Annotated in this window: 19 protein-coding genes and 1 other RNA gene; 12 read left to right on the top strand and 8 right to left on the bottom strand. The window is 58.6% G+C overall.

The window, feature by feature from the left end:
• Positions 1-172: 172 nt before the first annotated feature.
• On the top strand, positions 173-442 hold the full coding sequence (locus FIV38_RS30490; RefSeq protein ID WP_092233325.1) for a hypothetical protein: 270 nt from the start codon (positions 173-175) through the stop codon (positions 440-442).
• A gap of 156 nt (positions 443-598) precedes the next feature.
• On the opposite strand, the gene FIV38_RS20630 is transcribed toward FIV38_RS30490, so the two are convergent.
• The 5 genes from FIV38_RS20630 to FIV38_RS20610 form a co-directional block, all read right to left on the bottom strand.
• The gene (locus FIV38_RS20630; protein WP_092233328.1) at positions 599-1,855 is read right to left on the bottom strand and encodes an integrase domain-containing protein; all 1,257 of its coding nucleotides are present in this window, start codon (positions 1,853-1,855) and stop codon (positions 599-601) included.
• Between the two features lie 186 nt (positions 1,856-2,041).
• Positions 2,042-2,435, bottom strand: a transfer-messenger RNA (tmRNA) gene (gene ssrA, locus FIV38_RS20625).
• A gap of 102 nt (positions 2,436-2,537) precedes the next feature.
• Positions 2,538-2,822: a hypothetical protein gene (locus FIV38_RS20620; RefSeq protein WP_092233331.1), complete on the bottom strand. Its 285-nt coding sequence runs from the start codon at positions 2,820-2,822 to the stop codon at positions 2,538-2,540.
• A 100-nt stretch (positions 2,823-2,922) separates the two neighbouring features.
• Positions 2,923-5,757 (bottom strand): FAD-binding and (Fe-S)-binding domain-containing protein, encoded by a 2,835-nt coding sequence (locus FIV38_RS20615; protein ID WP_092233334.1) that lies wholly within the window; start codon positions 5,755-5,757, stop codon positions 2,923-2,925.
• Positions 5,758-5,880: 123 nt separating this feature from the next.
• Entirely contained in the window at positions 5,881-7,575 is a 1,695-nt protein-coding gene (locus FIV38_RS20610; RefSeq protein ID WP_092233337.1) for a lactate permease LctP family transporter, read from the bottom strand.
• A gap of 259 nt (positions 7,576-7,834) precedes the next feature.
• Between FIV38_RS20610 and FIV38_RS20605 the strand changes: the two genes are divergently transcribed.
• Positions 7,835-8,602, top strand: coding sequence for an FCD domain-containing protein (locus tag FIV38_RS20605; RefSeq protein WP_070994380.1), 768 nt, complete (start codon positions 7,835-7,837; stop codon positions 8,600-8,602).
• Between the two features lie 65 nt (positions 8,603-8,667).
• On the opposite strand, the gene smpB is transcribed toward FIV38_RS20605, so the two are convergent.
• The gene (gene smpB / locus FIV38_RS20600; protein WP_029299012.1) at positions 8,668-9,150 is read right to left on the bottom strand and encodes an SsrA-binding protein SmpB; all 483 of its coding nucleotides are present in this window, start codon (positions 9,148-9,150) and stop codon (positions 8,668-8,670) included.
• 168 nt (positions 9,151-9,318) lie between these two features.
• Here smpB and FIV38_RS20595 point away from each other — a divergent pair, with 168 nt between their 5' ends.
• Complete coding sequence (locus FIV38_RS20595; RefSeq protein ID WP_092233340.1) at positions 9,319-9,753, top strand: type II toxin-antitoxin system RatA family toxin; 435 nt, start codon at positions 9,319-9,321, stop codon at positions 9,751-9,753.
• A complete protein-coding gene (locus FIV38_RS20590) occupies positions 9,746-10,060 on the top strand; it encodes an RnfH family protein (protein WP_092233343.1) in 315 nt (104 codons plus the stop codon). Before FIV38_RS20595 ends, FIV38_RS20590 begins: the two co-directional genes overlap by 8 nt.
• A 61-nt stretch (positions 10,061-10,121) precedes the next feature.
• On the opposite strand, the gene FIV38_RS20585 is transcribed toward FIV38_RS20590, so the two are convergent.
• The gene (locus FIV38_RS20585) at positions 10,122-10,649 is read right to left on the bottom strand and encodes an outer membrane protein assembly factor BamE (RefSeq protein ID WP_092233346.1); all 528 of its coding nucleotides are present in this window, start codon (positions 10,647-10,649) and stop codon (positions 10,122-10,124) included.
• A gap of 98 nt (positions 10,650-10,747) precedes the next feature.
• Here FIV38_RS20585 and fur point away from each other — a divergent pair, with 98 nt between their 5' ends.
• Complete coding sequence (gene fur / locus FIV38_RS20580; RefSeq protein ID WP_003194220.1) at positions 10,748-11,152, top strand: ferric iron uptake transcriptional regulator; 405 nt, start codon at positions 10,748-10,750, stop codon at positions 11,150-11,152.
• Positions 11,153-11,248: 96 nt separating this feature from the next.
• On the opposite strand, the gene recN is transcribed toward fur, so the two are convergent.
• Entirely contained in the window at positions 11,249-12,922 is a 1,674-nt protein-coding gene (gene recN / locus FIV38_RS20575) for a DNA repair protein RecN (protein WP_092233349.1), read from the bottom strand.
• 232 nt (positions 12,923-13,154) lie between these two features.
• On the opposite strand from recN, the gene grpE reads away from it, so the two are divergent.
• The 7 genes from grpE (at position 13,155) to greA (ending at position 23,204) form a co-directional block, all read left to right on the top strand.
• Complete coding sequence (grpE, locus tag FIV38_RS20570; RefSeq protein WP_029299004.1) at positions 13,155-13,724, top strand: nucleotide exchange factor GrpE; 570 nt, start codon at positions 13,155-13,157, stop codon at positions 13,722-13,724.
• Positions 13,725-13,827: 103 nt separating this feature from the next.
• Positions 13,828-15,750 (top strand): molecular chaperone DnaK, encoded by a 1,923-nt coding sequence (gene dnaK / locus FIV38_RS20565; RefSeq protein ID WP_029299003.1) that lies wholly within the window; start codon positions 13,828-13,830, stop codon positions 15,748-15,750.
• Between the two features lie 316 nt (positions 15,751-16,066).
• Complete coding sequence (gene dnaJ / locus FIV38_RS20560) at positions 16,067-17,191, top strand: molecular chaperone DnaJ (RefSeq protein ID WP_029299001.1); 1,125 nt, start codon at positions 16,067-16,069, stop codon at positions 17,189-17,191.
• 10 nt (positions 17,192-17,201) lie between these two features.
• Positions 17,202-18,008: a 4-hydroxy-tetrahydrodipicolinate reductase gene (gene dapB, locus FIV38_RS20555; protein ID WP_029298999.1), complete on the top strand. Its 807-nt coding sequence runs from the start codon at positions 17,202-17,204 to the stop codon at positions 18,006-18,008.
• 259 nt (positions 18,009-18,267) lie between these two features.
• Positions 18,268-19,404 carry a glutamine-hydrolyzing carbamoyl-phosphate synthase small subunit gene (gene carA / locus FIV38_RS20550; protein ID WP_092233352.1) on the top strand — a complete coding sequence of 379 codons (1,137 nt, stop codon included), beginning with the start codon at positions 18,268-18,270 and terminating at the stop codon, positions 19,402-19,404.
• Positions 19,405-19,509: 105 nt separating this feature from the next.
• Complete coding sequence (carB, locus tag FIV38_RS20545) at positions 19,510-22,731, top strand: carbamoyl-phosphate synthase large subunit (protein WP_029298996.1); 3,222 nt, start codon at positions 19,510-19,512, stop codon at positions 22,729-22,731.
• On the top strand, positions 22,728-23,204 hold the full coding sequence (greA, locus tag FIV38_RS20540; protein WP_092233355.1) for a transcription elongation factor GreA: 477 nt from the start codon (positions 22,728-22,730) through the stop codon (positions 23,202-23,204). Before carB ends, greA begins: the two co-directional genes overlap by 4 nt.
• The last annotated feature ends 16 nt before the right edge of the window (positions 23,205-23,220 follow it).

The raw sequence follows: 23,220 nt of genomic DNA, 5'->3' as shown, positions 1-23,220 counted from the left end.
ACATTTCCATGCTGATCACCCTGTGTTCTCCTGCTCAAAAAGTGAGCAGAAGCAGTTGAACACCTGGGTCAGTTTTCAGTCGGCAGAACAGCCTCTACTGGGTCAGTTTTCGGTCAGCGGCAACAGGACATAACCGCATCGATGTGGTGAGTGCCTACATCGGAGGCCGGCGATGACGGCCGAGTTCGACATGGCGTTGTTTCTGAGTCCGGTGCTCAAAGGTGCACATGCCACGCAGCAGCGGCACATCCGGCAAGCAGAAAGGATGCACGAGGTGATTCGTGAACGCTGGGGTTGCGCGACTCCCTGGTCCTGGAGAGAAAAGCACGTGAGATGGTTTCGGGAGCACTATTTGCGATGCTCAGCTCCAGCTACCATCTACTACTACGAGTTAACAGCGGGGTTGATCCGCCGTAGAAAGGCAAAAGTCGTGGTTGCCTGATAGACCTTTAAGCGTGAGCCCCTGAGTATGGGAATGCGGAGCCTTCCCATACTCAGGGGCTTGGCTGAAAAAGCGCAGGCATACCAGAGATCTGGCAACTGTCGTCACTCCTTTCACGACACGGATCGTAGCCGGTGGCGCGTACCTTTTGGATGTTCAGCGAATCGGTACGACGTTGCGATCTCTGGTTTGATTGATGGCCGATGCCGACAGGTTGCCGGTGGCTGCCTTCTGGATATGCTCACTCCACCAGGCCATCATCGGACGCCTGCGTTCGATGTAATCCGCCCTGTTGTAGGCGCTACGAACTTCGTCCTTGTCGACATGCGCCAGTGCGACCTCGATCAGTTCCGGATCCCAGCCATGCTCATTCAGGATGGTACTCGCCATCGAGCGCAAGCCGTGGCTGACCAGACGGTCCTGAAAGCCCATGCGCTTCAACGCCATGTTGGCGGTCTGGCTATTGGCATGGGTGCGGGGATTTCTATCTGAGGGGAACACGTACTCTCTGTTACCACTGAGTTGCTTGAGCGTCTCCAGTAACGAAAGTGCCTGCTCGGTAAGGGGGATTGTGTGCGGGCGACGCTTTTTCATGCGCTCTGGCGGAATGGTCCAAATGCGCTTTTCGAAGTCGATATCTGCCCATCGTGTGGTGGCTGCTTCGGCAGGGCGGGTCATCGTATGCAACTGCCATTCGATCAAGCAGCGGGTCGTGCGTTTGATGCTGGCATTCGCGATTTCCATCATGAGCTCGGGAAGCTCCTCAGGTGGTAGCGCAGCCATGTTCTCTTTCTTGGGTTTCTTGAACACCGCCCGAATTCCATTGAGGGGGTTCGCAAATATCAGCCCGGAGTTGACCCCATAGGTCATGATCTCGTTGAGTCGTTGGCTCAATCGTTTCACGGTTTCGAGGCTCCCTTTGGCCTCGATTGGGCGAAGGATCTTGATAACCATCGGAGCAGTGATTTGAGAGATCGGCGTTGTTTTCATGCTTGGGAAAACATGAAGCGTCAGCGATCTCCAAATGTCTTCTGCGTATGCTTTGGTTACGGAGTCTTTCTTCAGCTCGAACCAGGCAGTGGCCACCTTCTCGAAAGTGTGTTCAGTCTCAGCAAGTTTGGCTTGCCTTACCTCATCACGCTGGGTTTTGGGATCAGTGCCCAAAGCGAGCAACTCACGCGCCTCTGCGGCTTTCTTCCGGGCGTTGGCTAGCGAGAGGTCGGGGTATGGACCAAGCGTCATGTTGATACGGCTTCTGGTCAACGGCTCGCGGTAATTGAAATTCCACATCATCGAGCCGCTGGCGCGTACTCGAAGTTGCAAGCCATCGCCGTCACTGAGGACGAAGTCTTTACCAGTTGCCTTGACCGCCTTGAGCTGGCGATCGGAGAGGCGGGTTGCGTTAGTAGGCATGGGGGCTACCTCCAGCACCGTTTTGGTATCCTGAAAATAGCATTTGGTAGTCCGGGATACCACCTGGGATACCAAAGCGCCTGGAACTCAGAAACCCTACAAAGCCCCCATAAGCGCTGAAACCCCTGTATTCACTGGATTTCAGGCACAAAAAAAGACGTCCGTGGACGTCTTTAGATGATGAAATGGTGGAGCCGGGGGGATTTGAACCCCCGTCCGCCAGTACTCTGCTGTCGGTACTACATGCGTAGCCGTGTCTATTAAGTTAACCCTCAGCGACCCGACGGGCAGGGTGCTTTGGGCGAGTTGTGTAATTTTTAGCCGCTTCGTCCACAACGTACTGCACGGCGATTCTGTTCTATATGACAATCACTTTGGGTTTACAGACATCCCCTGATGATTGCTGGACCCGAAGGTACCAGGAGGGAAGGGCTAAGGCTGCTTACGCAGCGAGAGCGTATTCCCCGTAGGTTTCGTCATTGGCAACTATAGAAAGTTGCAACAGTGGATTTACGAGTTCTGTTACCAACTCGGCATGCACCTAAAGGTTCGCAACCGGCGTCGAATCCTAAACGGCCCCGTGCTTGTTGATCGATGTGATCGTGAGCAACAAGCCTGCGCAGTGTACGTCAAACGGTCACAGAAGGCCAACCCGAAAGGTTGGCCTTGAGCGGTTGGCGGGTTATGGGTTGCCGCCCTTTTCCAGGTTCTGCAGGTCTTGCAGGGCCTTGGACGTGATCTCGATACACTTCTTTTCATCGTCGGCCGCGTGGGCGGCTTTGGCTTGGGAGATGGCGGTGTCGATCTCGCCGCTTTTGCCGCTGGTGTCAGTGGCTAGCAGCGCTTTGCTGTTGTTGATTTTATCCAGATTGATCTGGCACAGATTTGCTTCATTGTCTGTGGCAAACACGGGGGAGGCCAGCATCGCAGCGGTGACGAATACACCAGCCAGTACGGAGCGCTTCATGGGTATCTCCTTGTGCAAAGAGGTCTCGATGCTGCGCGGTACGTGCGGCAGCTGGCGAGGTTATTGGTCAGCCCCGGTTGCCCGGGGCTTAATCAAGTGACTACGCCAGTGTGCAGGGGTTCGTTTTTATTGCGCGGGCCTGGGTCACCCGATCGACCAGGTAGACCAAGCCGTGGTAATCGATCCCACCATGCTGGGTCAGACCGATCTCGCAGGTGCGGCTGGTGGAGATGCCCTCGCTGCAGTACTGCACGGCGTCCTTGAGCGAACGCAGGGAGTGGGCGTTGAGTTCCGGGGTGGTGAAGCCTTTGTCGCCGGCGAAGCCGCAGCAGTGGATGCCTTCGGGGATGACTACGTTGTTGCTGCAGCGCCGGGCGAGGTCGATCAGGGCCTGGCTTTCGCCCAGGTGCTGGGTGCTGCAGGTGACATGCACGGCAATGGGGGCATCCTGGGGTGTGAAGTCCAAGCGGTCCATCAGGTGGGTGCGGATAAATCGAACTGGGTCATAGAGGTCCAGACGCGTTTGCCCCAGGTCCTGGACCAGGCGCAAGGTGCAGGGGCTGGTATCGCAATAGATCGGGTCGAGGCCGCCACGGCTGGCGTGGAGCAGGGCGCCGATCAGTTCCTGGCGTTTGTGCTCGGCCTGTTCGGCGTAGCCTTTGGAAGCAAAGGGCTGGCCGCAGCACAGGCTGTCTGGGTTGTCCGGGATGACTACCTGGTAACCGGCTTTTTCCAGCAGGCCCCGGGTTTTGTCGTACAGCGACATTTGCTCTTTGTCCCCGGCCGCCGGGCCCATTGCTCGCGATACACAGGCCGCGAGGTAGACCACACGTGGTCGCTCGTCGTTGACCGCGGGGCTGAAGCGGATGGCTTTTTCCGGCTGTGGCATGGCGCGGGTCCACTGCGGGATCTGGCCCTTGGACAGCTTGGTTACGGAGGCCGAGAGTTTCGCCAGGCGTGGCGCGCCGAGCAGCATGCGCGCGCCGTTGGCCACATGCAGGGTAAAGCGCGCACCTTGCAATGCGGTGGAGAAATGGCTGGCCAGCCACTCGGCGGTTTTCGTACTGTCAGCTTCGCGGCTACGCAGCTTTTTCACCAGGTCACCGGTATTGATGCCTACCGGGCAACGCTGGGCGCACAACCCGGTGGCGGCGCAGGTGTCGATACCTTGGTAGTGATACGCCGCTTCCAGCTCGGTGGTATCGATACCCGCGCGTTTACGTGCCTGGATATCGCGCCAGATCACGATGCGCTGGCGTGGGCTGAGGGTCAGGCCTTTGGATGGGCATACTGGCTCGCAGAAACCGCACTCGATGCACTTATCCACAATCTCGTCGGCGGCCGGCAGGGGCTTGAGGTTTTTCAGGTGGATTTGCGGATCTTCGCTCAGCACCACGTCCGGGTTGAGAATGCCGTTGGGGTCGAGCAGGCGCTTGAGTTGCCACATCAACTGATAGGCATCGCTGCCCCACTCCAACTCGACGAAGGGCGCCATGTTCCGACCGGTGCCGTGCTCGGCTTTCAGCGATCCGCCGAACTCCACGGCCACCAGTTGCGCTACGTCATCCATGAACGCTTGGTAGCGTGTGACTTCTTCCGCGCTGTTGAAGCCTTGGGTGAAGACAAAGTGCAGATTGCCTTCCAGCGCGTGTCCGAAAAGGATGGCCTCGTCGTAGTGATGTTTGTCGAACAACTCGATCAAGCGGTTCACGCCGATAGCCAGTTGCTCCACCGGGAAGGTCACGTCTTCGATGATCACCGTGGTGCCGGTTTTGCGTACGGCGCCGACGGCAGGGAAGGTGTCTTTGCGGATGGCCCACAGGCGAGCGTTTTCCACCGGGTCTTCGGTGAAGTCGACTTGTTTCTCGACCGGGAAGTCGGCCAGCGACGCCATGATCAGCGCCAGTTGCTCCTGCAGCAGCGACGATGAAGCGGCGCGGGATTCGATCAATAGCGCGCAGGCACCTTCCGATAGCTGCTGTACGAAAGCGGGCATGCCGGGTTTGTCTTGCACCGAGCGCATGCTGCGCCGGTCCAGCAACTCGACCGCTGACACCGGCTGGGTTTTCAGCACCGTTACGGCGTTGCAGCAGGTTTCTACATCGGGAAATACGATCAGGGCCGAAGCCTTGTTCGGGTGGTCGATCACCGTGTCGTAGGTCACTGCGCTGATAAAGCCCAGGGTGCCCTCGGAACCCACCAGCAGATGGCTGAGGATATCCAGTGGTTCGTCGAAATCCACCAAGGCGTTGAGTGACAGGCCGGTGGTGTTTTTCAGACGGTATTTATGGCGGATTCTTGCCGCCAGTTCAGCATTGGCCCGCGTCTCGCGGCCCAGGGTAGCCAGGCGTTCCAGTAACGGGCCGTGTTGCTCGCGGAAAGCGGCGACGCTGGCGGCATCCTCGGTGTCGAGGCGGCTGCCGTCGGCCAGCACCAGGCGAATCCCGGCCAGGGTGTGGTAGGTGTTCTGGGCGGTGCCGCAGCACATGCCGCTGGCATTGTTGGCGACAATCCCGCCGATCTTGCAGGCATTGATCGACGCCGGATCCGGGCCGATCTTGCGCCCGAACGGCGCAAGCCACGCGTTGGCCTGGGCTCCGATCACCCCGGGTTGCAGGCGGATTTGCGTACCTTGGCCACGAATCTCGCGCCCGTTCCAGTTATCGCCGAGCACGATCAGCACCGAATCGCTGATCGCCTGGCCGGAAAGGCTGGTGCCAGCCGCACGAAAGGTCACTGGCACGCGGTCGCGTTGCGCCAGTTGCAGCAGTTCGACGACTTCATCTTCCGATTCGACTCGGATCACCAGTTGTGGGATCAGTCGGTAAAAACTGGCGTCGGTGCCGAAAGCCAGGGTGGAAAGAGGATCGTCGAAGCGCCGATCTTTCGGGATCAGTCGTGCGACAGCATCAAGGAACGCGATGGGCAGACTCATGGGTCCTCCAGGATCAGCAGCGCCCAGTCTGGGGAGCCTAGGCGCCACGGTCCAGCAGACTGGGTTGTGAATAGCTGACGCCGCAAGGCTGCGGCGTCGGTTCTAACGGTATTGCCTGTGGTCTTAATGCACCAGCATGCCGGTGAACCAGTACGCCTGGGCGTAGGTGATCAGGCCGACAATCGTGGCAAAAAACAGGCTGTGCTTGAGGGTAAAGCGGAACAGGTCGGATTCTTTACCCACCAGGCCGGTCGCGGCGCAGGCCACGGCGATCGATTGCGGGGAGATCATCTTGCCAGTCACGCCGCCACTGGTGTTCGCCGCCACCAGCAGGGTGTCGCTGACACCGATCTGGTGTGCGGTAGTGGCTTGCAGGGAGCTGAACAGGGCATTGGACGAGGTATCGGAACCGGTGAGGAACACGCCCAGCCAACCGAGGAACGGCGAGAAGAACGGGAATGCTGCGCCGGTGCCGGCCAGTACCAGCGCCATGGTCGAAGACATGCCGGAATAGTTGGTGACGAACGCGAACGCCAGCACCATGCCGATGGACAGGATTGGCCAGCGCAGCTCGTAGAAGGTCTCTTTCAAAGTGGTCAGACCAGTTTTGAAGTTGATCTTCAGCACCAGCATGGAGATCAGCGCAGAGAAGAAAATCGCTGTACCGGTCGCGGAAATCGGGTCCAGTTTGAACACCGCTGGAATGGCAGTGGGGTTGGTGACAATCGGCGCAACCTTGATCACCATCTGGTCCAGGTGCGGAATCGCAAAGTTGAACACCCAGCTGTACATCGAACCGCCAGCGGCGAACATCGCCTTGAACGGCTTGAGGGTCCAGATGGTGACCAGTACGGTCAGGATCAGGAACGGCGACCAGGCCTTGAAAATTTCCATCAGGCTGTAAGGCGAAGCCACGGAAGTACGTGGCTGGCCGAAACCGCCGACGCTGCCGGTGACCGAAACGCTGGACGTGGCGCCGGCAATCTGGGCACCCGCAGTGCGCTTGGGCTGCCAGACTTTCAGGAACAAGGTCAGGGAAATCAGGCTGGCCAGGGCCGAGGTGATGTCAGGCAGTTCCGGGCCGATAAAGTTGGAGGTGAAGTACTGGGTGATGGCAAAGCTCAAGCCGGCCACCAGTGCGGCAGGCCAGGTTTCCTTGACGCCGCGCAAGCCGTCCATCATGAACACCAGCCAGAACGGCACGAACAGCGACAGCAGCGGCAGTTGGCGGCCGGTCATGGCGCCGATCTTGAAGGCGTCGATACCGGTGACTTGGCCCGCGACGATGATCGGGATCCCCAGGGCGCCGAACGCTACTGGAGCGGTGTTGGCAATTAGGCACAGGCCGGCGGCGTACAGTGGGTTGAAGCCAAGTCCTACGAGCAACGCGGCAGTAATCGCTACCGGGGCACCGAAACCGGCGGCGCCTTCGAGGAATGCGCCGAAGCAGAAGCCGATCAGCAGCACTTGCAGGCGTTGGTCATCGGTAATCGACAGCACCGAGCTGCGGATCACTTCGAACTGGCCGCTCTTGACCGTCAGTTTGTAGAGGAATACCGCGGCGACGATGATCCAGGCGATTGGCCACAGGCCGTAGGCAAAGCCGTAGCCGGCGGCAGCGAGTGCCATATCGACTGGCATCTGGAAGGCGAAGATCGCTACCAGGATCGACAGCGCCAGGGTGATGCTCCCGGCAACATGGCCTTTAAGGCGAAACACCGCCAGGGCCAGGAAGAAAAATACGATAGGAATAACGGCGGCCAGTGCGGATAGGCCAAGGCTGCCGAGTGGGCTGTAGAGCTGTTGCCAGGTTTGCATATGGGGTGGCCCCTAATTGTTGTTGGTCATGCATGTTTAGCTGATTTGGATAATTGGTAAGACCAATTTACAATCGCTGATGGCTAGGTTAAGAGCCTTCGGGGTGATGTGTCAATTTGCCGCCTGAGAAACTTTGGTCGCATGTCGGCGGCGTGGGGTCTGATCGGTGTAATCAAAGGGGTTCTGATAGGTGCCGACAGCGCGGCAATAGGCCAGAATAGAGGGCCCGGCGAGTGGCCGGGATCGTGGAGAGTCAGTTATGGCGTTTGATCAGGTGCGTCAGCGCCGTTTGTCCGACGATATCGTCGAGCAGCTTGAGGGGATGATCCTTGAGGGCACGTTGAAGTCGGGCGAGCGATTGCCGGCCGAGCGCGCACTGGCTGAACAGTTCGGTGTGTCGCGCCCGTCGTTGCGCGAGGCGATCCAGAAGCTGGCGGCCAAGGGGTTGCTGGTCAGTCGCCAGGGCGGCGGTAATTATGTGGTGGAGACGCTGGGTTCTACCTTCAGCGACCCCTTGTTGCATCTGCTGGAAAACAACCCCGAAGCCCAGCGTGATCTGTTGGAATTTCGCCAGACGCTAGAAGCATCGTGTGCTTATTACGCCGCGCTGCGCGCCACGGAAGTGGACCGCGAGCGTCTGACTGCGGCTTTTGATGCCTTGCAGGATTGTTATACGCGTGATGATGAGGTGAGCCGTATCGAAGAAGGCGCGGCCGATGCCAGGTTTCACTTGGCTATCGCCGAAGCCAGCCACAATGCGGTCTTGCTGCACACCATCCGCGGCTTGTTTGATCTGCTCAAGCGTAACGTGGTGACCAATATCGGTGGCATGTACCAGCAGCGCAGCGAAACCCGCGACATGCTGATCAATCAGCATCGGGACTTGTACCTGGCGATTATCGAAGGGCGGGCCGAGCAGGCGCGGGAAGTTTCAACACGGCACCTGCTATATGTGCAGGAGGTGTTGGAGGAGGTGCGTCAGGAAGTGCAGCGCATGGCGCGGGCGGAGCGGCGTAAGGGGATGTAGCCAATAGTGCGGCGCAGGGAGCGGGCTCCCTGGCCACATGGGCGCGCATCAAGGGGCGGGGAAGGTCAGTCTTCCTTGCCCTTGTTGCGTACGGCGCGCTGCAATTCCCGATTGGAGTCGCGCTCGCGCTCGGTATCACGCTTGTCGTATTCCTTCTTGCCCTTGCCCAGCGCGATTTCGCACTTGACCAGATGCTTGCTCCAGTACCACGACAGGCAGACGCAAGCGTAGCCTTTCTGTTGTACCGCGGCGGCGAGCTTTTCCAGTTCGCGTGCATTGAGCAGCAGTTTGCGCGTGCGTACCGGATCGGCAATCACGTGGGTGCTGGCGGTCATCAACGGCGTGATATGACTGCCGAGCAGCCAGGCTTCGCCATCTTTGAGCAGCACGTAACTGTCGACCAGTTGCAGCTTGCTGGCGCGCAGACTTTTTACTTCCCAGCCGGCCAGGACCAGACCAGCCTCGAACCGATGTTCGATGAAGTAATCGTGTCGCGCCTTTTTGTTTTGCGCGATGGTCCCTGTTGGGTGTTTCTTTTGTTTAGCCATAGGGGCGGCATTATAGGCAGTTGCGAGCGTGTCGGCTACGGTCAACCTGCGTGCTTGAGCGTGTTGGACGAATCCCGGACAATACCGCCAGTTTTCTGGTTTTTTTCTCTCGCGAATCGTGCAGTCTTTTCGCGATGTTTGCCGCTCAGCTTCGGAAATAACGCTCCCATGACGACGCATATTCAACGCTCGGCCCTGCTGCCTTACCCGGCGCAAGCGCTTTATGACCTGGTCAACGACGTGGCGAACTACCCGGATTTCCTGCCCTGGTGCTCCTCATCCACGGTATTGGAGAGCAGCGACGAGCATATGCGCGCGAGTCTCGAGGTGTCCAAGGGCGGGCTTGGCCAGAAGTTTGTCACCCGTAATGTGCTGGTTCCTGGGCGGTCCATCGAGATGAATCTGGAAGAAGGGCCATTCACCCAGTTGCACGGGGTCTGGGTATTCAAGCCATTGGGGGAGAAGGCGTGCAAGATCAGCCTGGACCTGACGTTTGATTACGCAGGCTCCATTGTGCGGGCGACCCTGGGGCCGCTGTTCAACCAGGCGGCGAATACCTTGGTGGATGCGTTTTGCCAGCGGGCCAAGCAACTGCATGGCTGAGCGATTGATTGAGATTGAGGTGGTCTGCGCCGCAGTGGATCGCCAATTGTTGTTGAGCCTGGCGGTTGCGCCGGGGACGAGCCTGCGGGCGGCGGTGCTGGCGTCAGGTATTGCGACACAGTTTCCCGAGCTGGATATCGACAGTTGCCCATTGGGGGTTTTTGGCAAAGTTGTGGCGGACGCTGAAACCCGTAGCGTGCAGGCTGGTGATCGCATCGAGATCTATCGGCCCTTGCTCGCCGATCCGAAGGAAGTGAGGCGCTTGCGAGCGGCAAAAGCAGCCGAAGCTCGGCGGTTGAATCCATAGTCTGTGAAACAGCAGGCAACAAAAAGCCCGGCATGCCGGGCTTTTTGTTGAACGATGCAAATTATTGCGGGCTGGCGTCCAGAGGTTCTGGAGTTGGCACCGGAACGGTTTGCACACCGTCGATATCTTTCTGAATCTGGTCAAGCAAGGAGCCTGGCTTGGCCGGTACTTCGGACTTGGGCTGTTCAGCATTCTGCGTTGGAGCAGTGACGCTGGTCCCGCTGTCCTTGCCCAACAGGGCTTCATCACGGCTTACGCCGGGCATGAAGTCACCGGAAAGGCTGACGAGCTGATCGTTGCCATTAAAGATGACACTGACGCGCTCCTGTTGGCGCTCCCCGCCTCCAGGTTGCAGGCTATAGAGATAATCCCAGCGATCGGCATGGAATGTGTCGGTCAGCAGGGGATTGCCCATGATAAACCGTACTTGCCGTCGGGTCATTCCCGGGCGTAACTGGTCTATCATGTCCTGCGTGACGACATTGCCCTGCTGGATGTCGATTTTGTAAACCCCGGGGAATGAACAACCGGCGAGTGCGAGCAGTCCCACAAGGGTGAAACTGGTTAGCAAGAGCTTGGTGTTTTGCATCGGTGGGCGACTTCCACTATCTTGGCTGGGACAACGTAAACGCCGATCATACCCGTATTAAGAGAAGCTGCGAAGCAGCATCCGCGAGAAAGCTAACCATGGTTGAAAATAGCGAACTACGCAAAGCCGGTCTTAAAGTGACTCTGCCACGAGTCAAGATTCTACAAATGCTCGATTCCGCCGAGCAACGCCACATGAGTGCCGAGGATGTCTACAAGGCGCTGATGGAGTCTAACGAGGACGTCGGCCTGGCCACGGTTTACCGTGTACTGACCCAGTTCGAAGCCGCAGGGCTGGTGGTTCGTCATAATTTCGACGGCGGTCATGCAGTATTTGAACTGGCTGACGGTGGTCATCACGACCACATGGTTGACCTGGATACCAATGAGGTTATCGAGTTCACCAGCCCCGAGATCGAGGCGCTGCAGCACAAGATTGCTGAGGAGCACGGATTCGATTTGGTTGACCACAATCTGGTTCTGTACATACGTAAAAAAAAGTAAGAAAGCTACGCAGATTCACTCTGCGAAACGATCGAAGGCGACCCTAGGGTCGCCTTCGTGTTTTCTATCGGGGGGAAACCCAGGGTGAAATAGGGCTCAGGCCTTCGCTGTCACCACCATTTTCTTCGCATGGGCCAGGGACTCCTTGGTCAGATCGATGCCGCCGAGCATGCGCGCGACTTCTTCGACCCGTTCGGTCTTGTTTAGCTTGGACACAGCAGTATGTGTCGCATCGCTGCCCCTGACCTTATGCACAAACAGGTGCTGATGGCCCTGGGCTGCTACTTGGGGCAAGTGGGTAACGGTCAATACCTGACCGCGTTCGCCGAGGCGACGCAACAACTGGCCGACGATTTCTGCCGTCGGTCCACCGATCCCCACGTCCACTTCGTCGAATACCAGTGTAGGAACGCGGGAGGTCTGGGCGGTAATGACCTGGATCGCCAGGCTGATTCGTGACAGTTCGCCACCAGACGCCACCTTCGCCAGGGCCTTGAGAGGTTGGCCTGGGTTGGCGCTCACCAGCAACTCGACCTGTTCCAGGCCGTTGGGCTGCAGCTCGTTGCCACTATTGGCATGCAATTCGATGGTGAAGCGCCCGCCGGGCATGCCCAGTCGCTGGATTTCCTGTTCCACGGCGCAGGCCAGTCCGGTAGCCGCTTGCTGGCGCAGGTCGCTTAGTTCCCGGGCTTTTTCCTGATAGTGGCGGGCGAAAGAGGCCAGTTCATCGCCCAGGCGCTCGATGGATTCATCTTTGGCATTCAGGGTTTCGATCTCGTCCAGCAGTTTTTGCTGCATGGCCGCCACTTCGGTTGGCTGGATCCGATGTTTGCGCGCCAGGGTATAAATAGTGTCGAGGCGCTCTTCGATCTCTTGCAGGCGTGCTGGATCGGCATCGAAGTGGTCAAGGAAGCGGTTCAGCTCGCCAACCGCCTCTTCTACCTGGATCTGCGCACTGGTCAGCAGGGTAGTGGCTTCATTCAGCGAGCCAGAGCCACTGTTCACACTCGACAGGCGGTTAAGGCTTGCCGTCAGGGCGTTCAGCACATTGCCGGAATCGCTTTCGCTGCATTGCTCGACAACCTGGCGACAAATGCCCAGCAAGGTTTCGGCATTGGTCAGGTTCTTGTGCTCCTGCTCCAGTTGTTCCAGTTCTGTTTCGCCCAGGCCCAGGCTTTCCAGTTCTTCCAATTGATAGCTTAGGAGTTGGTGGCGGGCCCGCTGCTCGTCGCCGGAGTTGGACAGACGCTCCAGCTCCTGGCGGGTCTGGCGCCAACGTTGTGCGGCCAACTGCACCTGGCGCGCCAGGTCGGTGGCACCGGCGTACTCATCCAGGAGCCGGCGATGGGTATCGGTTTTGAGCAGGGATTGATGTTCGTGCTGGCTGTGGATATCGATCAGCAATTCGCCCAGGGCTTTCAGGTCGCCAAGGGGGCAGGGCGTGCCATTGATATAGCCCCGTGAGCGGCCTTCGGCGGTGATTACGCGGCGCAGGATGCACGGGCCGTCGTTATCAAGGTCGCGCTCGGCAAGCCAGGCGCTGGCTTCCGGAATATCCGCCAGGTCAAAAGTCGCCAGGATATCGGCCTTGTCTGCGCCGGGGCGAACCACGCCGCTGTCGGCGCGATCGCCAAGGGTCAGGCCCAGGGCATCGAGCATGATCGATTTGCCGGCGCCGGTTTCGCCTGTGATTACGCTCATCCCGCGATCCAGTTCAAGATCCAGGTGCTCGACGATGGCGTAGTTATGTACGGACAGGTGAACCAGCATAGTGGCTGCTCCCAGGCTTTAGGTCTGGTTATTTATACAGTGTTTTGTTTGGCGCTGACAATCCTGAGGTTTAGCTCGATTTGCTTGGATGGCGGGATTTTTTAGTGCGATGTGGAATGTGCGGGAAAGTGTGAGTCGGGGCGTGTCGGCCCTTGAACCTGGAAATTGTGGCCCCATATACCGGAACAGAAGCGCGAGTTGAGTTCGCGCAGGATTCTGAAAGGAGAAAATTATGGCTGACGAACAGACGCTGGATACGCAAAACCCAGACGCCAACCAGGCCTCGCAGGCAGCGGGTGAAGACCTGGCGGCTCGCGTGCAAGTGCTCGAAGAGCAACTGGCAGGCGCTCAGGATCAGGCTTTGCGTGTTGCTGCCGATCTGCAGAACGTCCGCCGCCGCGCCGAGCAGGATGTAGAAAAAGCCCACAAGTTCGCGCTGGAGAAGTTCGCCGGTGATCTGTTGCCGATCATCGACAGCCTGGAGCGCGGCCTGGAGCTGTCTAGCCCGGACGACGAAAACATCCGTGGCATGCGCGAAGGGATCGAGCTGACCCTGAAGATGTTCCAGGACACCCTGAAGCGTTATCAGATGGAAGCCATCGATCCACAAGGCGGCGAGCCGTTCAATGCGGAGCATCACCAGGCCATGGCCATGCAGGAAAATGCTGACCTTGAGCCCAATAGCGTGTTGAAGGTGTTCCAGAAGGGCTACCAGCTCAATGGCCGCCTGTTGCGCCCGGCGATGGTGGTGGTGAGCAAGGCTCCCGCACCGGTTTCGCCATCGATTGACGAGCAGGCTTGAAATCGTTCGTAACGACCCCATTTATAAGTCAAGCGTTTAAGTGCTACCGCAGTTAGCCACCACTGCTGCGGCAACCAAATCCAAAGTTTCGGGAGAGTGAATCATGGGCAAAATTATCGGTATCGACCTGGGGACCACCAACTCCTGCGTCTCCGTGCTGGAAAACGGCGTATCCAAGGTTATTGAGAACGCCGAAGGCGCACGTACTACCCCTTCCATCGTGGCTTACGCCAACGACGGCGAAATCCTGGTAGGCCAGTCCGCCAAGCGTCAGGCTGTGACCAATCCGCATAACACCCTGTACGCGGTGAAGCGTTTGATCGGTCGTAAGTTCGACGAAGAAGTCGTACAGAAAGACATCAAGATGGTGCCGTACAAAATCGCCAAGGCCGACAACGGTGACGCCTGGGTTGAAGTGAACGGCCAGAAAATGTCGCCGCCACAAATCTCGGCTGAAATCTTGAAAAAGATGAAGAAGACTGCCGAAGACTACCTCGGTGAAGCAGTGACCGAAGCGGTGATCACCGTTCCGGCCTACTTCAACGACAGCCAGCGCCAGGCGACCAAAGACGCCGGCCGTATTGCGGGCCTGGACGTAAAACGTATCATCAACGAACCAACCGCGGCTGCTCTGGCCTATGGCATGGACAAGGCCAAGGGCGACCACACCGTGATCGTTTATGACCTGGGTGGCGGTACTTTCGACGTTTCCGTGATCGAAATCGCTGAAGTCGATGGCGAGCACCAGTTCGAAGTGTTGGCGACCAACGGTGACACGTTCCTGGGCGGTGAAGACTTTGACATTCGTCTGATCGACTACCTCGTCGACGAATTCAAGAAAGAAAGCGGCATGAACCTCAAGGGTGACCCGCTGGCGATGCAGCGCCTGAAAGAAGCCGCTGAAAAAGCCAAAATCGAACTGTCTTCGAGCAATTCGACCGACGTGAACCTGCCGTATATCACTGCAGACGCCACCGGTCCTAAGCACTTGAACGTGAAGATTTCGCGCGCCAAGCTCGAATCGCTGGTTGAAGACCTGGTTCAGCGCACCATCGAACCTTGCCGCATCGCCCTGAAAGACTCGGGTATCGATGTTGGCTCGATCAACGACGTGATTCTGGTCGGTGGTCAGACCCGTATGCCGCTGGTGCAGCAGAAGGTTACTGAGTTCTTCGGTAAAGAAGCGCGTAAAGACGTCAACCCGGACGAAGCAGTTGCCATGGGTGCTGCCATCCAGGGTGCGGTATTGGCCGGCGACGTGAAAGACGTGCTGCTGCTGGACGTCAGCCCGCTGACCCTGGGTATCGAAACCATGGGCGGCGTGATGACTGCGCTGATCGAGAAGAACACCACGATTCCTACCAAGAAATCGCAAGTGTTCTCGACTGCCGATGACAACCAGGGCGCGGTGACTATTCACGTGCTGCAAGGTGAACGTAAGCAGGCTGCGCAGAACAAGTCCCTGGGCAAGTTCGACCTGGCCGAGATTCCACCAGCTCCACGTGGCGTGCCACAGATTGAAGTGACCTTCGACATCGACGCCAACGGCATTCTGCACGTAGGCGCCAAGGACAAGGCCACTGGCAAGACTCAGTCGATCGTGATCAAGGCCAACTCCGGCCTGTCCGAGGAAGAAATTCAGCAGATGATCAACGACGCTGAAAAGAACGCCGAGGAAGATCGCAAGTTCGAAGAGCTGGCCGCTGCCCGCAACCAGGGTGATGCACTGGTTCACTCGACGCGCAAAATGATCGCTGATGCTGGCGACAAAGTGACTGCTGAAGAGAAGACTGCAATCGAAGCTGCAGTGGTTGCCCTGGAAGCCGCCGTTAAAGGCGATGACAAGGCCACTATCGAAGCCAAGGTTGAGGAACTGTCGAAAGTCTCCGCGCCAGTGGCTCAGAAGATGTACGCCGAGCAAGGCCAGCCAGCTGACGGTGCCGCGCAACAGGCAGAGCCTGAAGCCAAGCACGATGATGTTGTCGATGCCGAGTTCGAAGAAGTAAAAGAAGACCAGAAGAAGTAACTTGGTCGCCCGGTTGACCGCTATCAAGCGGTGACTGGTAGGATGTCGCCGCGCGGGAGCTTGCTCCCGCGTTGGCGTGTCTGGGGTACGCGAATTTTTACAGCATGCGACAAGGTTCGGATGTTGGCGGTGTGATCGGGAATGCTCCTGCTTTGCGATCAACAATCACCGCGTTTTTAGCTGGGTCTCGGCTGAGAGCAGTAAAGACCAGGATCGTTGAATTTGACGTGAGTTGGGTCCGGGCCTGTATTGGGGCTCAACGAGTTTGGCAGGCTCAGGAGGGTTTTGCCGGACGTCCTTAAGAGTGCAAAGACTTATGGCAAAGCGTGACTATTACGAAGTGTTGGGTGTGGAGCGCGGCTCCAGCGAGGCGGACCTGAAGAAGGCTTACCGTCGCCTGGCGATGAAGCATCACCCGGACCGTAATCCGGATAACAAAGAATCCGAAGAATTGTTCAAGGAGGCCAACGAGGCCTACGAATGCCTGTGTGATCCGAACAAGCGCGCAGCCTACGACCAGTACGGCCACGCGGGTGTCGATCCGAGCATGGGTGGCGGCGGTGCCGGTTTTGGCGGGCAGAACTTCTCGGATATCTTCGGTGACGTGTTCAGCGACTTCTTCGGTGGCGGTCGCGGCGGTCAGCGTGGCGGTGCCCAGCGCGGCAGCGACTTGCGCTACACCCTGGAGCTGAATCTGGAAGAAGCCGTGCGCGGCACCAGCGTCAATATCCGCGTGCCGACGCTGGTCAATTGCAAGCCGTGCGACGGTTCAGGTGCCAAGAAGGGCTCTTCGCCGATTACCTGCCCGACTTGTGGTGGTATTGGCCAGGTGCGCATGCAGCAGGGCTTCTTCTCTGTGCAGCAAACCTGCCCGCGTTGCCATGGCCAGGGCAAGATCATTTCCGATCCGTGCGACTCTTGCCACGGCGAAGGGCGTGTTGAAGAGTACAAGACGCTGTCGGTGAAAGTGCCGGCGGGTGTCGATACTGGCGACCGTATTCGTTTGTCGGGCGAAGGCGAGGCGGGTGCGCAGGGTGGCCCTACGGGCGATCTGTACGTGGTGATCAATGTGCGCGAGCACTCGATCTTCCAGCGCGACGGCAAGCACCTGTTCTGTGAAGTGCCGATCAGCTTTGTCGATGCCGCCCTGGGTGGCGAGCTGGAGATTCCGACCCTCGATGGCCGGGTCAAGCTGAAGATCCCTGAGGGGACGCAGACCGGCAAGCAGTTCCGGATCCGTGGCAAGGGCGTTGCGCCAGTGCGTGGCGGTGGGGCGGGCGACTTGATGTGCCGTGTGGCCGTTGAGACCCCGGTCAACCTAGATCGTCGTCAGCGTGAGTTGCTCGAAGAATTGCGCAGCTCGCTGGACGGTGATGGCTCCCATTCGCCGAAGACCGCTGGCTGGTTCGAAGGCGTGAAGCGCTTCTTCGGCGACCTGTAAGGACGTGGATATGCGACGTATAGCAGTGATGGGCGCCGCCGGGCGCATGGGCAAGAACCTGGTGGAGGCGGTGCAGCAGCGCTCGCCTCTGTCGGGGCTGACTGCGGCGATCGTGCGCCCGGGCAGTACGCTGATTGGCGCCGATGCTGGTGAGCTGGCTTCGCTGGGGCGGATCGGAGTGTCGTTGTCCGGTAGCCTGGAGCAGGTGGTTGATGAGTTCGATGTGCTGATCGACTTCACCCTGCCCGAAGTGATGCTGAAAAACCTGGCCTTCTGCCGTAAGGCTGGTAAGGCCATGGTTATCGGTACCACTGGCCTGAATGCCGAGCAGAAGCAGTTGCTGGTTGCGGCGGGCAAGGACATCCCTATCGTGTTTGCCGCCAACTTCAGTGTGGGCGTCAACTTGTCGCTGAAGTTGCTCGACATGGCCGCACGGGTGCTGGGTGATGATGCGGATATCGAGATCATCGAGGCCCATCACCGGCACAAGGTGGATGCGCCATCGGGCACCGCCATGCGCATGGGTGAGGTGATTGCCGATGCCTTGGGGCGCGATTTGTCGAAAGTCGCGGTGTATGGTCGCGAAGGTCATACCGGCGCGCGTGAGCGCGAGACCATTGGCTTTGCTACGGTGCGCGGCGGTGACGTGGTGGGTGACCACACGGTGCTGTTTGCTGCCGAAGGCGAGCGCCTGGAGATTACCCATAAGGCCTCCAGTCGTATGACCTTCGCCAAGGGCGCAGTGCGTGCGGCATTGTGGCTGGAGGGTCGCGAAGCGGGCCTCTACGACATGCAAGACGTGCTGGATCTGCGTTAATCAGTAGCAAAAACGGGCCCCGGGTATTACTCTAGGGCCCCGTTTTTACCCGCTAAGCGACGTCCTGTCGCATTCTCCTGCCTTTTAGGCTCTTTAGCGGTGGACCAAAAAAGCCTTTTTCTGTAAGCTACAGCTTTAGTGTGTCCACTAAAAGCGCGCAGAATAATTCAGTGAAGAAGCGGGGTGACGTGTCCATACGTCACTCCGCTTTTTTACAACCTGCGATCGCCCTTTCAGGCTTTATTTACGGGAGGTCTTCTTGACTAAGCCAGCCATACTCGCCCTTGCTGATGGCAGCATTTTTCGCGGCGAAGCCATTGGAGCCGACGGTCAGACCGTTGGAGAGGTGGTGTTCAACACCGCCATGACCGGCTATCAGGAAATCCTTACCGATCCTTCCTACGCCCAACAGATCGTTACCCTGACCTATCCGCACATCGGCAACACCGGTACTACGCCGGAAGATGTCGAGTCTGATCGTGTCTGGTCGGCTGGTCTGGTGATTCGTGACCTGCCACTGGTTGCGAGCAACTGGCGTAACACGATGTCGCTGTCCGATTACCTGAAAGCCAACAACGTTGTGGCGATCGCCGGTATCGATACGCGCCGCCTGACACGCATCCTGCGTGAAAAAGGCTCGCAGAATGGCTGCATCATGGTCGGTGACGATGTTTCCGAAGCCGCAGCGATTGCTGCAGCGCAAGGCTTCCCTGGCCTGAAAGGCATGGATCTGGCGAAAGTCGTCAGCGCCAAAGAACAGTACGAGTGGCGCTCCACTGTCTGGGACTTGAAGACTGACAGCCACGCAACCATCGAGGCTAGCGAGTTGCCTTACCACGTGGTCGCTTACGACTACGGCGTGAAGTACAACATCCTGCGCATGCTGGTCGAGCGCGGTTGCCGCGTGACCGTGGTGCCGGCGCAAACCCCGGCCGCCGACGTACTGGCCCTGCAACCGGATGGTGTGTTCCTGTCCAACGGCCCGGGTGACCCGGAGCCATGCGACTACGCCATCAAGGCCATCAAGGAAGTGCTGGACACCGAGATCCCGGTATTCGGTATCTGCCTGGGTCACCAACTGCTGGCCCTGGCCTCCGGCGCCAAGACCCTGAAAATGGGCCATGGCCATCATGGTGCCAACCACCCGGTACAAGACCTGGACACTGGCGTAGTGATGATCACCAGCCAGAACCACGGCTTTGCGGTGGATGAAGCCACCTTGCCGGCCAATGTGCGCGCCATTCACAAGTCGCTGTTCGACGGTTCCCTGCAGGGTATCGAGCGCACCGACAAGAGCGCGTTCAGCTTCCAGGGCCACCCTGAAGCGAGCCCGGGCCCGAACGACGTAGCGCCGCTGTTCGACCGTTTCATCAATGAGATGGCCAAGCGACGCTAAATGAGCGGCCTGAGGGCGGCCCGGGAAACCGGTGGCCCCCTCAGGCTCTTCAAGGATTGTTCAAGACGGCTTGCCGACTGACCTGCGGATTTGAGTGACAAACCCATGCCTAAACGTACAGACATAAAAAGCATCCTGATTCTCGGCGCTGGCCCGATCGTTATCGGCCAGGCCTGCGAATTCGACTACTCCGGCGCCCAGGCCTGCAAGGCCCTGCGCGAAGAGGGTTACCGCGTCATCCTGGTGAACTCCAACCCGGCCACCATCATGACCGACCCGGACATGGCCGACGCCACTTACATCGAACCGATCAAGTGGCAGACCGTTGCCAAGATCATCGAGAAAGAGCGTCCAGATGCACTGCTGCCGACCATGGGCGGCCAGACTGCACTGAACTGCGCCCTGGACCTGGAGCGCGAAGGCGTCCTGGAAAAGTTCGGCGTAGAGATGATTGGCGCTAATGCCGACACCATCGACAAGGCTGAAGACCGCTCGCGTTTCGACAAGGCCATGAAGTCCATCGGTCTTGATTGCCCGCGCTCGGGCATCGCCCACAGCATGGAAGAGGCCAACGCGGTTCTCGAAAAGCTGGGTTTCCCGTGCATTATCCGTCCGTCCTTCACGATGGGCGGCACTGGCGGCGGTATCGCTTACAACCGTGAAGAATTCGAAGAAATCTGCGCACGCGGTCTGGACCTGTCGCCGACCAAAGAGTTGCTGATCGACGAATCCCTGATCGGCTGGAAAGAGTACGAGATGGAAGTTGTCCGCGACAAAAAGGACAACTGCATCATCGTCTGCTCGATCGAAAACTTCGACCCAATGGGTGTGCACACCGGTGACTCGATCACCGTTGCTCCGGCACAGACCCTGACGGACAAGGAATACCAGATCATGCGTAACGCCTCGTTGGCGGTACTGCGTGAGATCGGCGTTGAAACCGGCGGTTCCAACGTTCAGTTCGGTATCTGCCCGAACACCGGCCGTATGGTCGTGATCGAGATGAACCCGCGTGTATCGCGTTCTTCGGCGCTGGCATCAAAAGCTACCGGCTTTCCGATTGCGCGCATCGCGGCCAAGCTGGCGATCGGTTACACCTTGGACGAGCTGCAAAACGAGATCACTGGTGGTGCTACGCCGGCGTCCTTCGAGCCGTCGATCGACTATGTCGTCACTAAGCTGCCACGCTTCGCTTTCGAGAAATTTCCGAAAGCCGACGCCCGCCTGACCACTCAGATGAAGTCGGTCGGTGAAGTCATGGCCATCGGCCGGACCTTCCAGGAGTCGCTGCAGAAAGCCCTGCGTGGCCTGGAAGTGGGCGTTTGCGGTCTGGACGAGAAGCTCGACCTGAGCAACCCGGAAAGCATGAGCGTGCTCAAGCGCGAGCTGACCGTGCCGGGCGCCGAGCGTATCTGGTACGTGGCTGATGCTTTCCGCGCTGGCATGACCGTCGAAGACATCTTCGGCATGAACATGATTGACCCGTGGTTCCTGGTGCAGATCGAAGATCTGATCAAGGAAGAAGAGAAGGTCAAGACCCTGGGTCTGTCCTCTATCGACCGCGACCTGATGTTCCGCCTCAAGCGCAAAGGCTTCTCTGACCAGCGTCTGGCCAAGCTGCTGGGCGTGACCGAGAAGAACCTGCGCACCCATCGTCACAAGCTGGATATCTTCCCGGTCTACAAGCGCGTTGACACGTGCGCCGCAGAGTTCGCCACCGACACCGCGTACCTGTACTCCACCTACGAGGAAGAGTGCGAAGCCGCGCCGTCGGGCCGCGACAAGATCATCATCCTGGGCGGCGGTCCAAACCGTATCGGCCAGGGCATCGAGTTCGACTACTGCTGCGTCCACGCCGCCCTCGCCCTGCGCGAAGACGGGTACGAGACCATCATGGTCAACTGCAACCCGGAAACCGTTTCCACTGACTACGACACCTCCGATCGCCTGTACTTCGAGCCGGTAACCCTGGAAGACGTGCTGGAAATCTGTCGCGTCGAGAAGCCCAAAGGCGTGATCGTTCAGTACGGCGGGCAAACTCCACTGAAACTGGCGCGTGCCCTGGAAGCGGCCGGCGTGCCGATCATCGGTACCAGCCCTGACGCCATCGACCGTGCCGAAGACCGTGAGCGCTTCCAGCAGATGGTCGAGCGCCTGAACCTGCGCCAGCCGCCAAACGCGACCGTGCGCAGCGAAGACGAGGCCATCCGTGCAGCCAGCAAGATCGGCTACCCGTTGGTGGTGCGTCCGTCCTACGTGCTGGGCGGCCGGGCGATGGAAATCGTCTACGAAGAAGAAGAACTCAAGCGCTACCTGCGTGACGCGGTGAAAGTGTCCAATGATAGCCCGGTGCTGCTGGACCACTTCCTCAACTGCGCCATCGAGATGGATGTGGATGCGGTCTGCGACGGTACCGATGTGGTGATTGGCGCGATCATGCAGCACATCGAGCAGGCAGGCGTTCACTCCGGTGACTCCGCGTGCTCCCTGCCGCCGTACTCGCTGCCGCTGCACATCCAGGACGAGATGCGCGAGCAGGTCAAGAAAATGGCCCTGGAACTGGGTGTGGTCGGCCTGATGAACGTACAGTTGGCGCTGCAAGGCGAAGACATCTACGTCATCGAAGTCAACCCGCGTGCTTCGCGTACCGTGCCGTTTGTTTCCAAGTGCATCGGCGTGTCCCTGGCGATGATTGCCGCCCGTGTGATGGCCGGTAAAACCTTGAAGGAAATCGGCTTCACCAAGGAAATCATTCCGAACTTCTACAGTGTGAAAGAAGCGGTGTTCCCTTTCGCCAAATTCCCTGGTGTGGACCCGATCCTGGGCCCAGAGATGAAGTCCACCGGTGAAGTGATGGGCGTGGGCGATACCTTCGGCGAAGCATTCGCCAAGGCCCAGATGGGCGCCAGCGAAGTGCTGCCGACCGGCGGTACTGCGTTTATCAGCGTGCGTGACGATGACAAGCCACTGGTTGCAGGCGTGGCCCGTGATCTGATCAACTTGGGCTTCGAAGTCGTCGCGACTGCCGGGACTGCCAAGCTGATTGAGGCGGCTGGCCTGAAAGTGCGTCGCGTGAACAAGGTAACGGAAGGTCGTCCGCACGTGGTCGACATGATCAAGAATGACGAAGTCACCCTGATCATCAACACCACCGAAGGTCGCCAGTCGATCGCGGACTCCTACTCCATTCGTCGAAACGCCTTGCAGCACAAGATCTACTGCACCACCACCATTGCTGCTGGCGAAGCTATCTGTGAAGCGCTCAAGTTCGGTCCTGAAAAGACCGTGCGTCGCTTGCAGGATCTACACGCAGGATTGAAGGCATGATCAAATACCCTATGACTGTCCAGGGCGCCAAGGCCCTGGAAGAGGAGCACGCCCATCTGACCAAGGTCGTACGTCCAAAGCTGAGCCAGGACATCGGTACGGCCCGCGAGCTGGGTGACTTGAAGGAAAACGCCGAATACCACGCTGCCCGCGAGCAGCAGGGTATGGTCGAGGCGCGGATCCGTGATATTGAAGGGCGGATTCAGAATCAGGTCATCATTGATGTCACAAGCATTCCGTACACCGGCAAAGTGATTTTCGGTACCACTGTGGAAATCGCCAACGTCGAGACGGATGAGCGCGTGACTTACCACATCGTGGGTGAGGATGAAGCTGACTTCAAACTCGGCAAGATCTCCGTCGGCTCGCCCCTGGCCCGTGCCTTGGTCGCCAAGGAAGAGGGTGATGTGGTGGCCGTCAAGACGCCTGGTGGCGTGATCGAGTACGAGATTGTCGAAGTTCGTCACATCTGAACGGCGGCGCCCGCTT

This window comes from Pseudomonas proteolytica (assembly GCF_007858275.1).
GTDB classification, from domain to species: Bacteria; Pseudomonadota; Gammaproteobacteria; order Pseudomonadales; family Pseudomonadaceae; genus Aquipseudomonas; species Aquipseudomonas proteolytica.
Note: the sequence above shows the minus strand (reverse complement) of the source record. Positions and strands in the feature narration are given on the sequence as shown.

Bases quoted from the DNA above. Each gene is read 5' to 3' on its own strand.
- FIV38_RS30490 (WP_092233325.1), top strand. From the start codon at position 173: ATGACGGCCGAGTTCGACATGGCGTTGTTTCTGAGTCCGGTGCTCAAA.
- FIV38_RS20630 (WP_092233328.1), bottom strand. From the start codon at position 1,855: ATGCCTACTAACGCAACCCGCCTCTCCGATCGCCAGCTCAAGGCGGTC.
- FIV38_RS20620 (WP_092233331.1), bottom strand. From the start codon at position 2,822: ATGAAGCGCTCCGTACTGGCTGGTGTATTCGTCACCGCTGCGATGCTG.
- FIV38_RS20615 (WP_092233334.1), bottom strand. From the start codon at position 5,757: ATGAGTCTGCCCATCGCGTTCCTTGATGCTGTCGCACGACTGATCCCG.
- FIV38_RS20610 (WP_092233337.1), bottom strand. From the start codon at position 7,575: ATGCAAACCTGGCAACAGCTCTACAGCCCACTCGGCAGCCTTGGCCTA.
- FIV38_RS20605 (WP_070994380.1), top strand. From the start codon at position 7,835: ATGGCGTTTGATCAGGTGCGTCAGCGCCGTTTGTCCGACGATATCGTC.
- smpB (WP_029299012.1), bottom strand. From the start codon at position 9,150: ATGGCTAAACAAAAGAAACACCCAACAGGGACCATCGCGCAAAACAAA.
- FIV38_RS20595 (WP_092233340.1), top strand. From the start codon at position 9,319: ATGACGACGCATATTCAACGCTCGGCCCTGCTGCCTTACCCGGCGCAA.
- FIV38_RS20590 (WP_092233343.1), top strand. From the start codon at position 9,746: ATGGCTGAGCGATTGATTGAGATTGAGGTGGTCTGCGCCGCAGTGGAT.
- FIV38_RS20585 (WP_092233346.1), bottom strand. From the start codon at position 10,649: ATGCAAAACACCAAGCTCTTGCTAACCAGTTTCACCCTTGTGGGACTG.
- fur (WP_003194220.1), top strand. From the start codon at position 10,748: ATGGTTGAAAATAGCGAACTACGCAAAGCCGGTCTTAAAGTGACTCTG.
- recN (WP_092233349.1), bottom strand. From the start codon at position 12,922: ATGCTGGTTCACCTGTCCGTACATAACTACGCCATCGTCGAGCACCTG.
- grpE (WP_029299004.1), top strand. From the start codon at position 13,155: ATGGCTGACGAACAGACGCTGGATACGCAAAACCCAGACGCCAACCAG.
- dnaK (WP_029299003.1), top strand. From the start codon at position 13,828: ATGGGCAAAATTATCGGTATCGACCTGGGGACCACCAACTCCTGCGTC.
- dnaJ (WP_029299001.1), top strand. From the start codon at position 16,067: ATGGCAAAGCGTGACTATTACGAAGTGTTGGGTGTGGAGCGCGGCTCC.
- dapB (WP_029298999.1), top strand. From the start codon at position 17,202: ATGCGACGTATAGCAGTGATGGGCGCCGCCGGGCGCATGGGCAAGAAC.
- carB (WP_029298996.1), top strand. From the start codon at position 19,510: ATGCCTAAACGTACAGACATAAAAAGCATCCTGATTCTCGGCGCTGGC.
- greA (WP_092233355.1), top strand. From the start codon at position 22,728: ATGATCAAATACCCTATGACTGTCCAGGGCGCCAAGGCCCTGGAAGAG.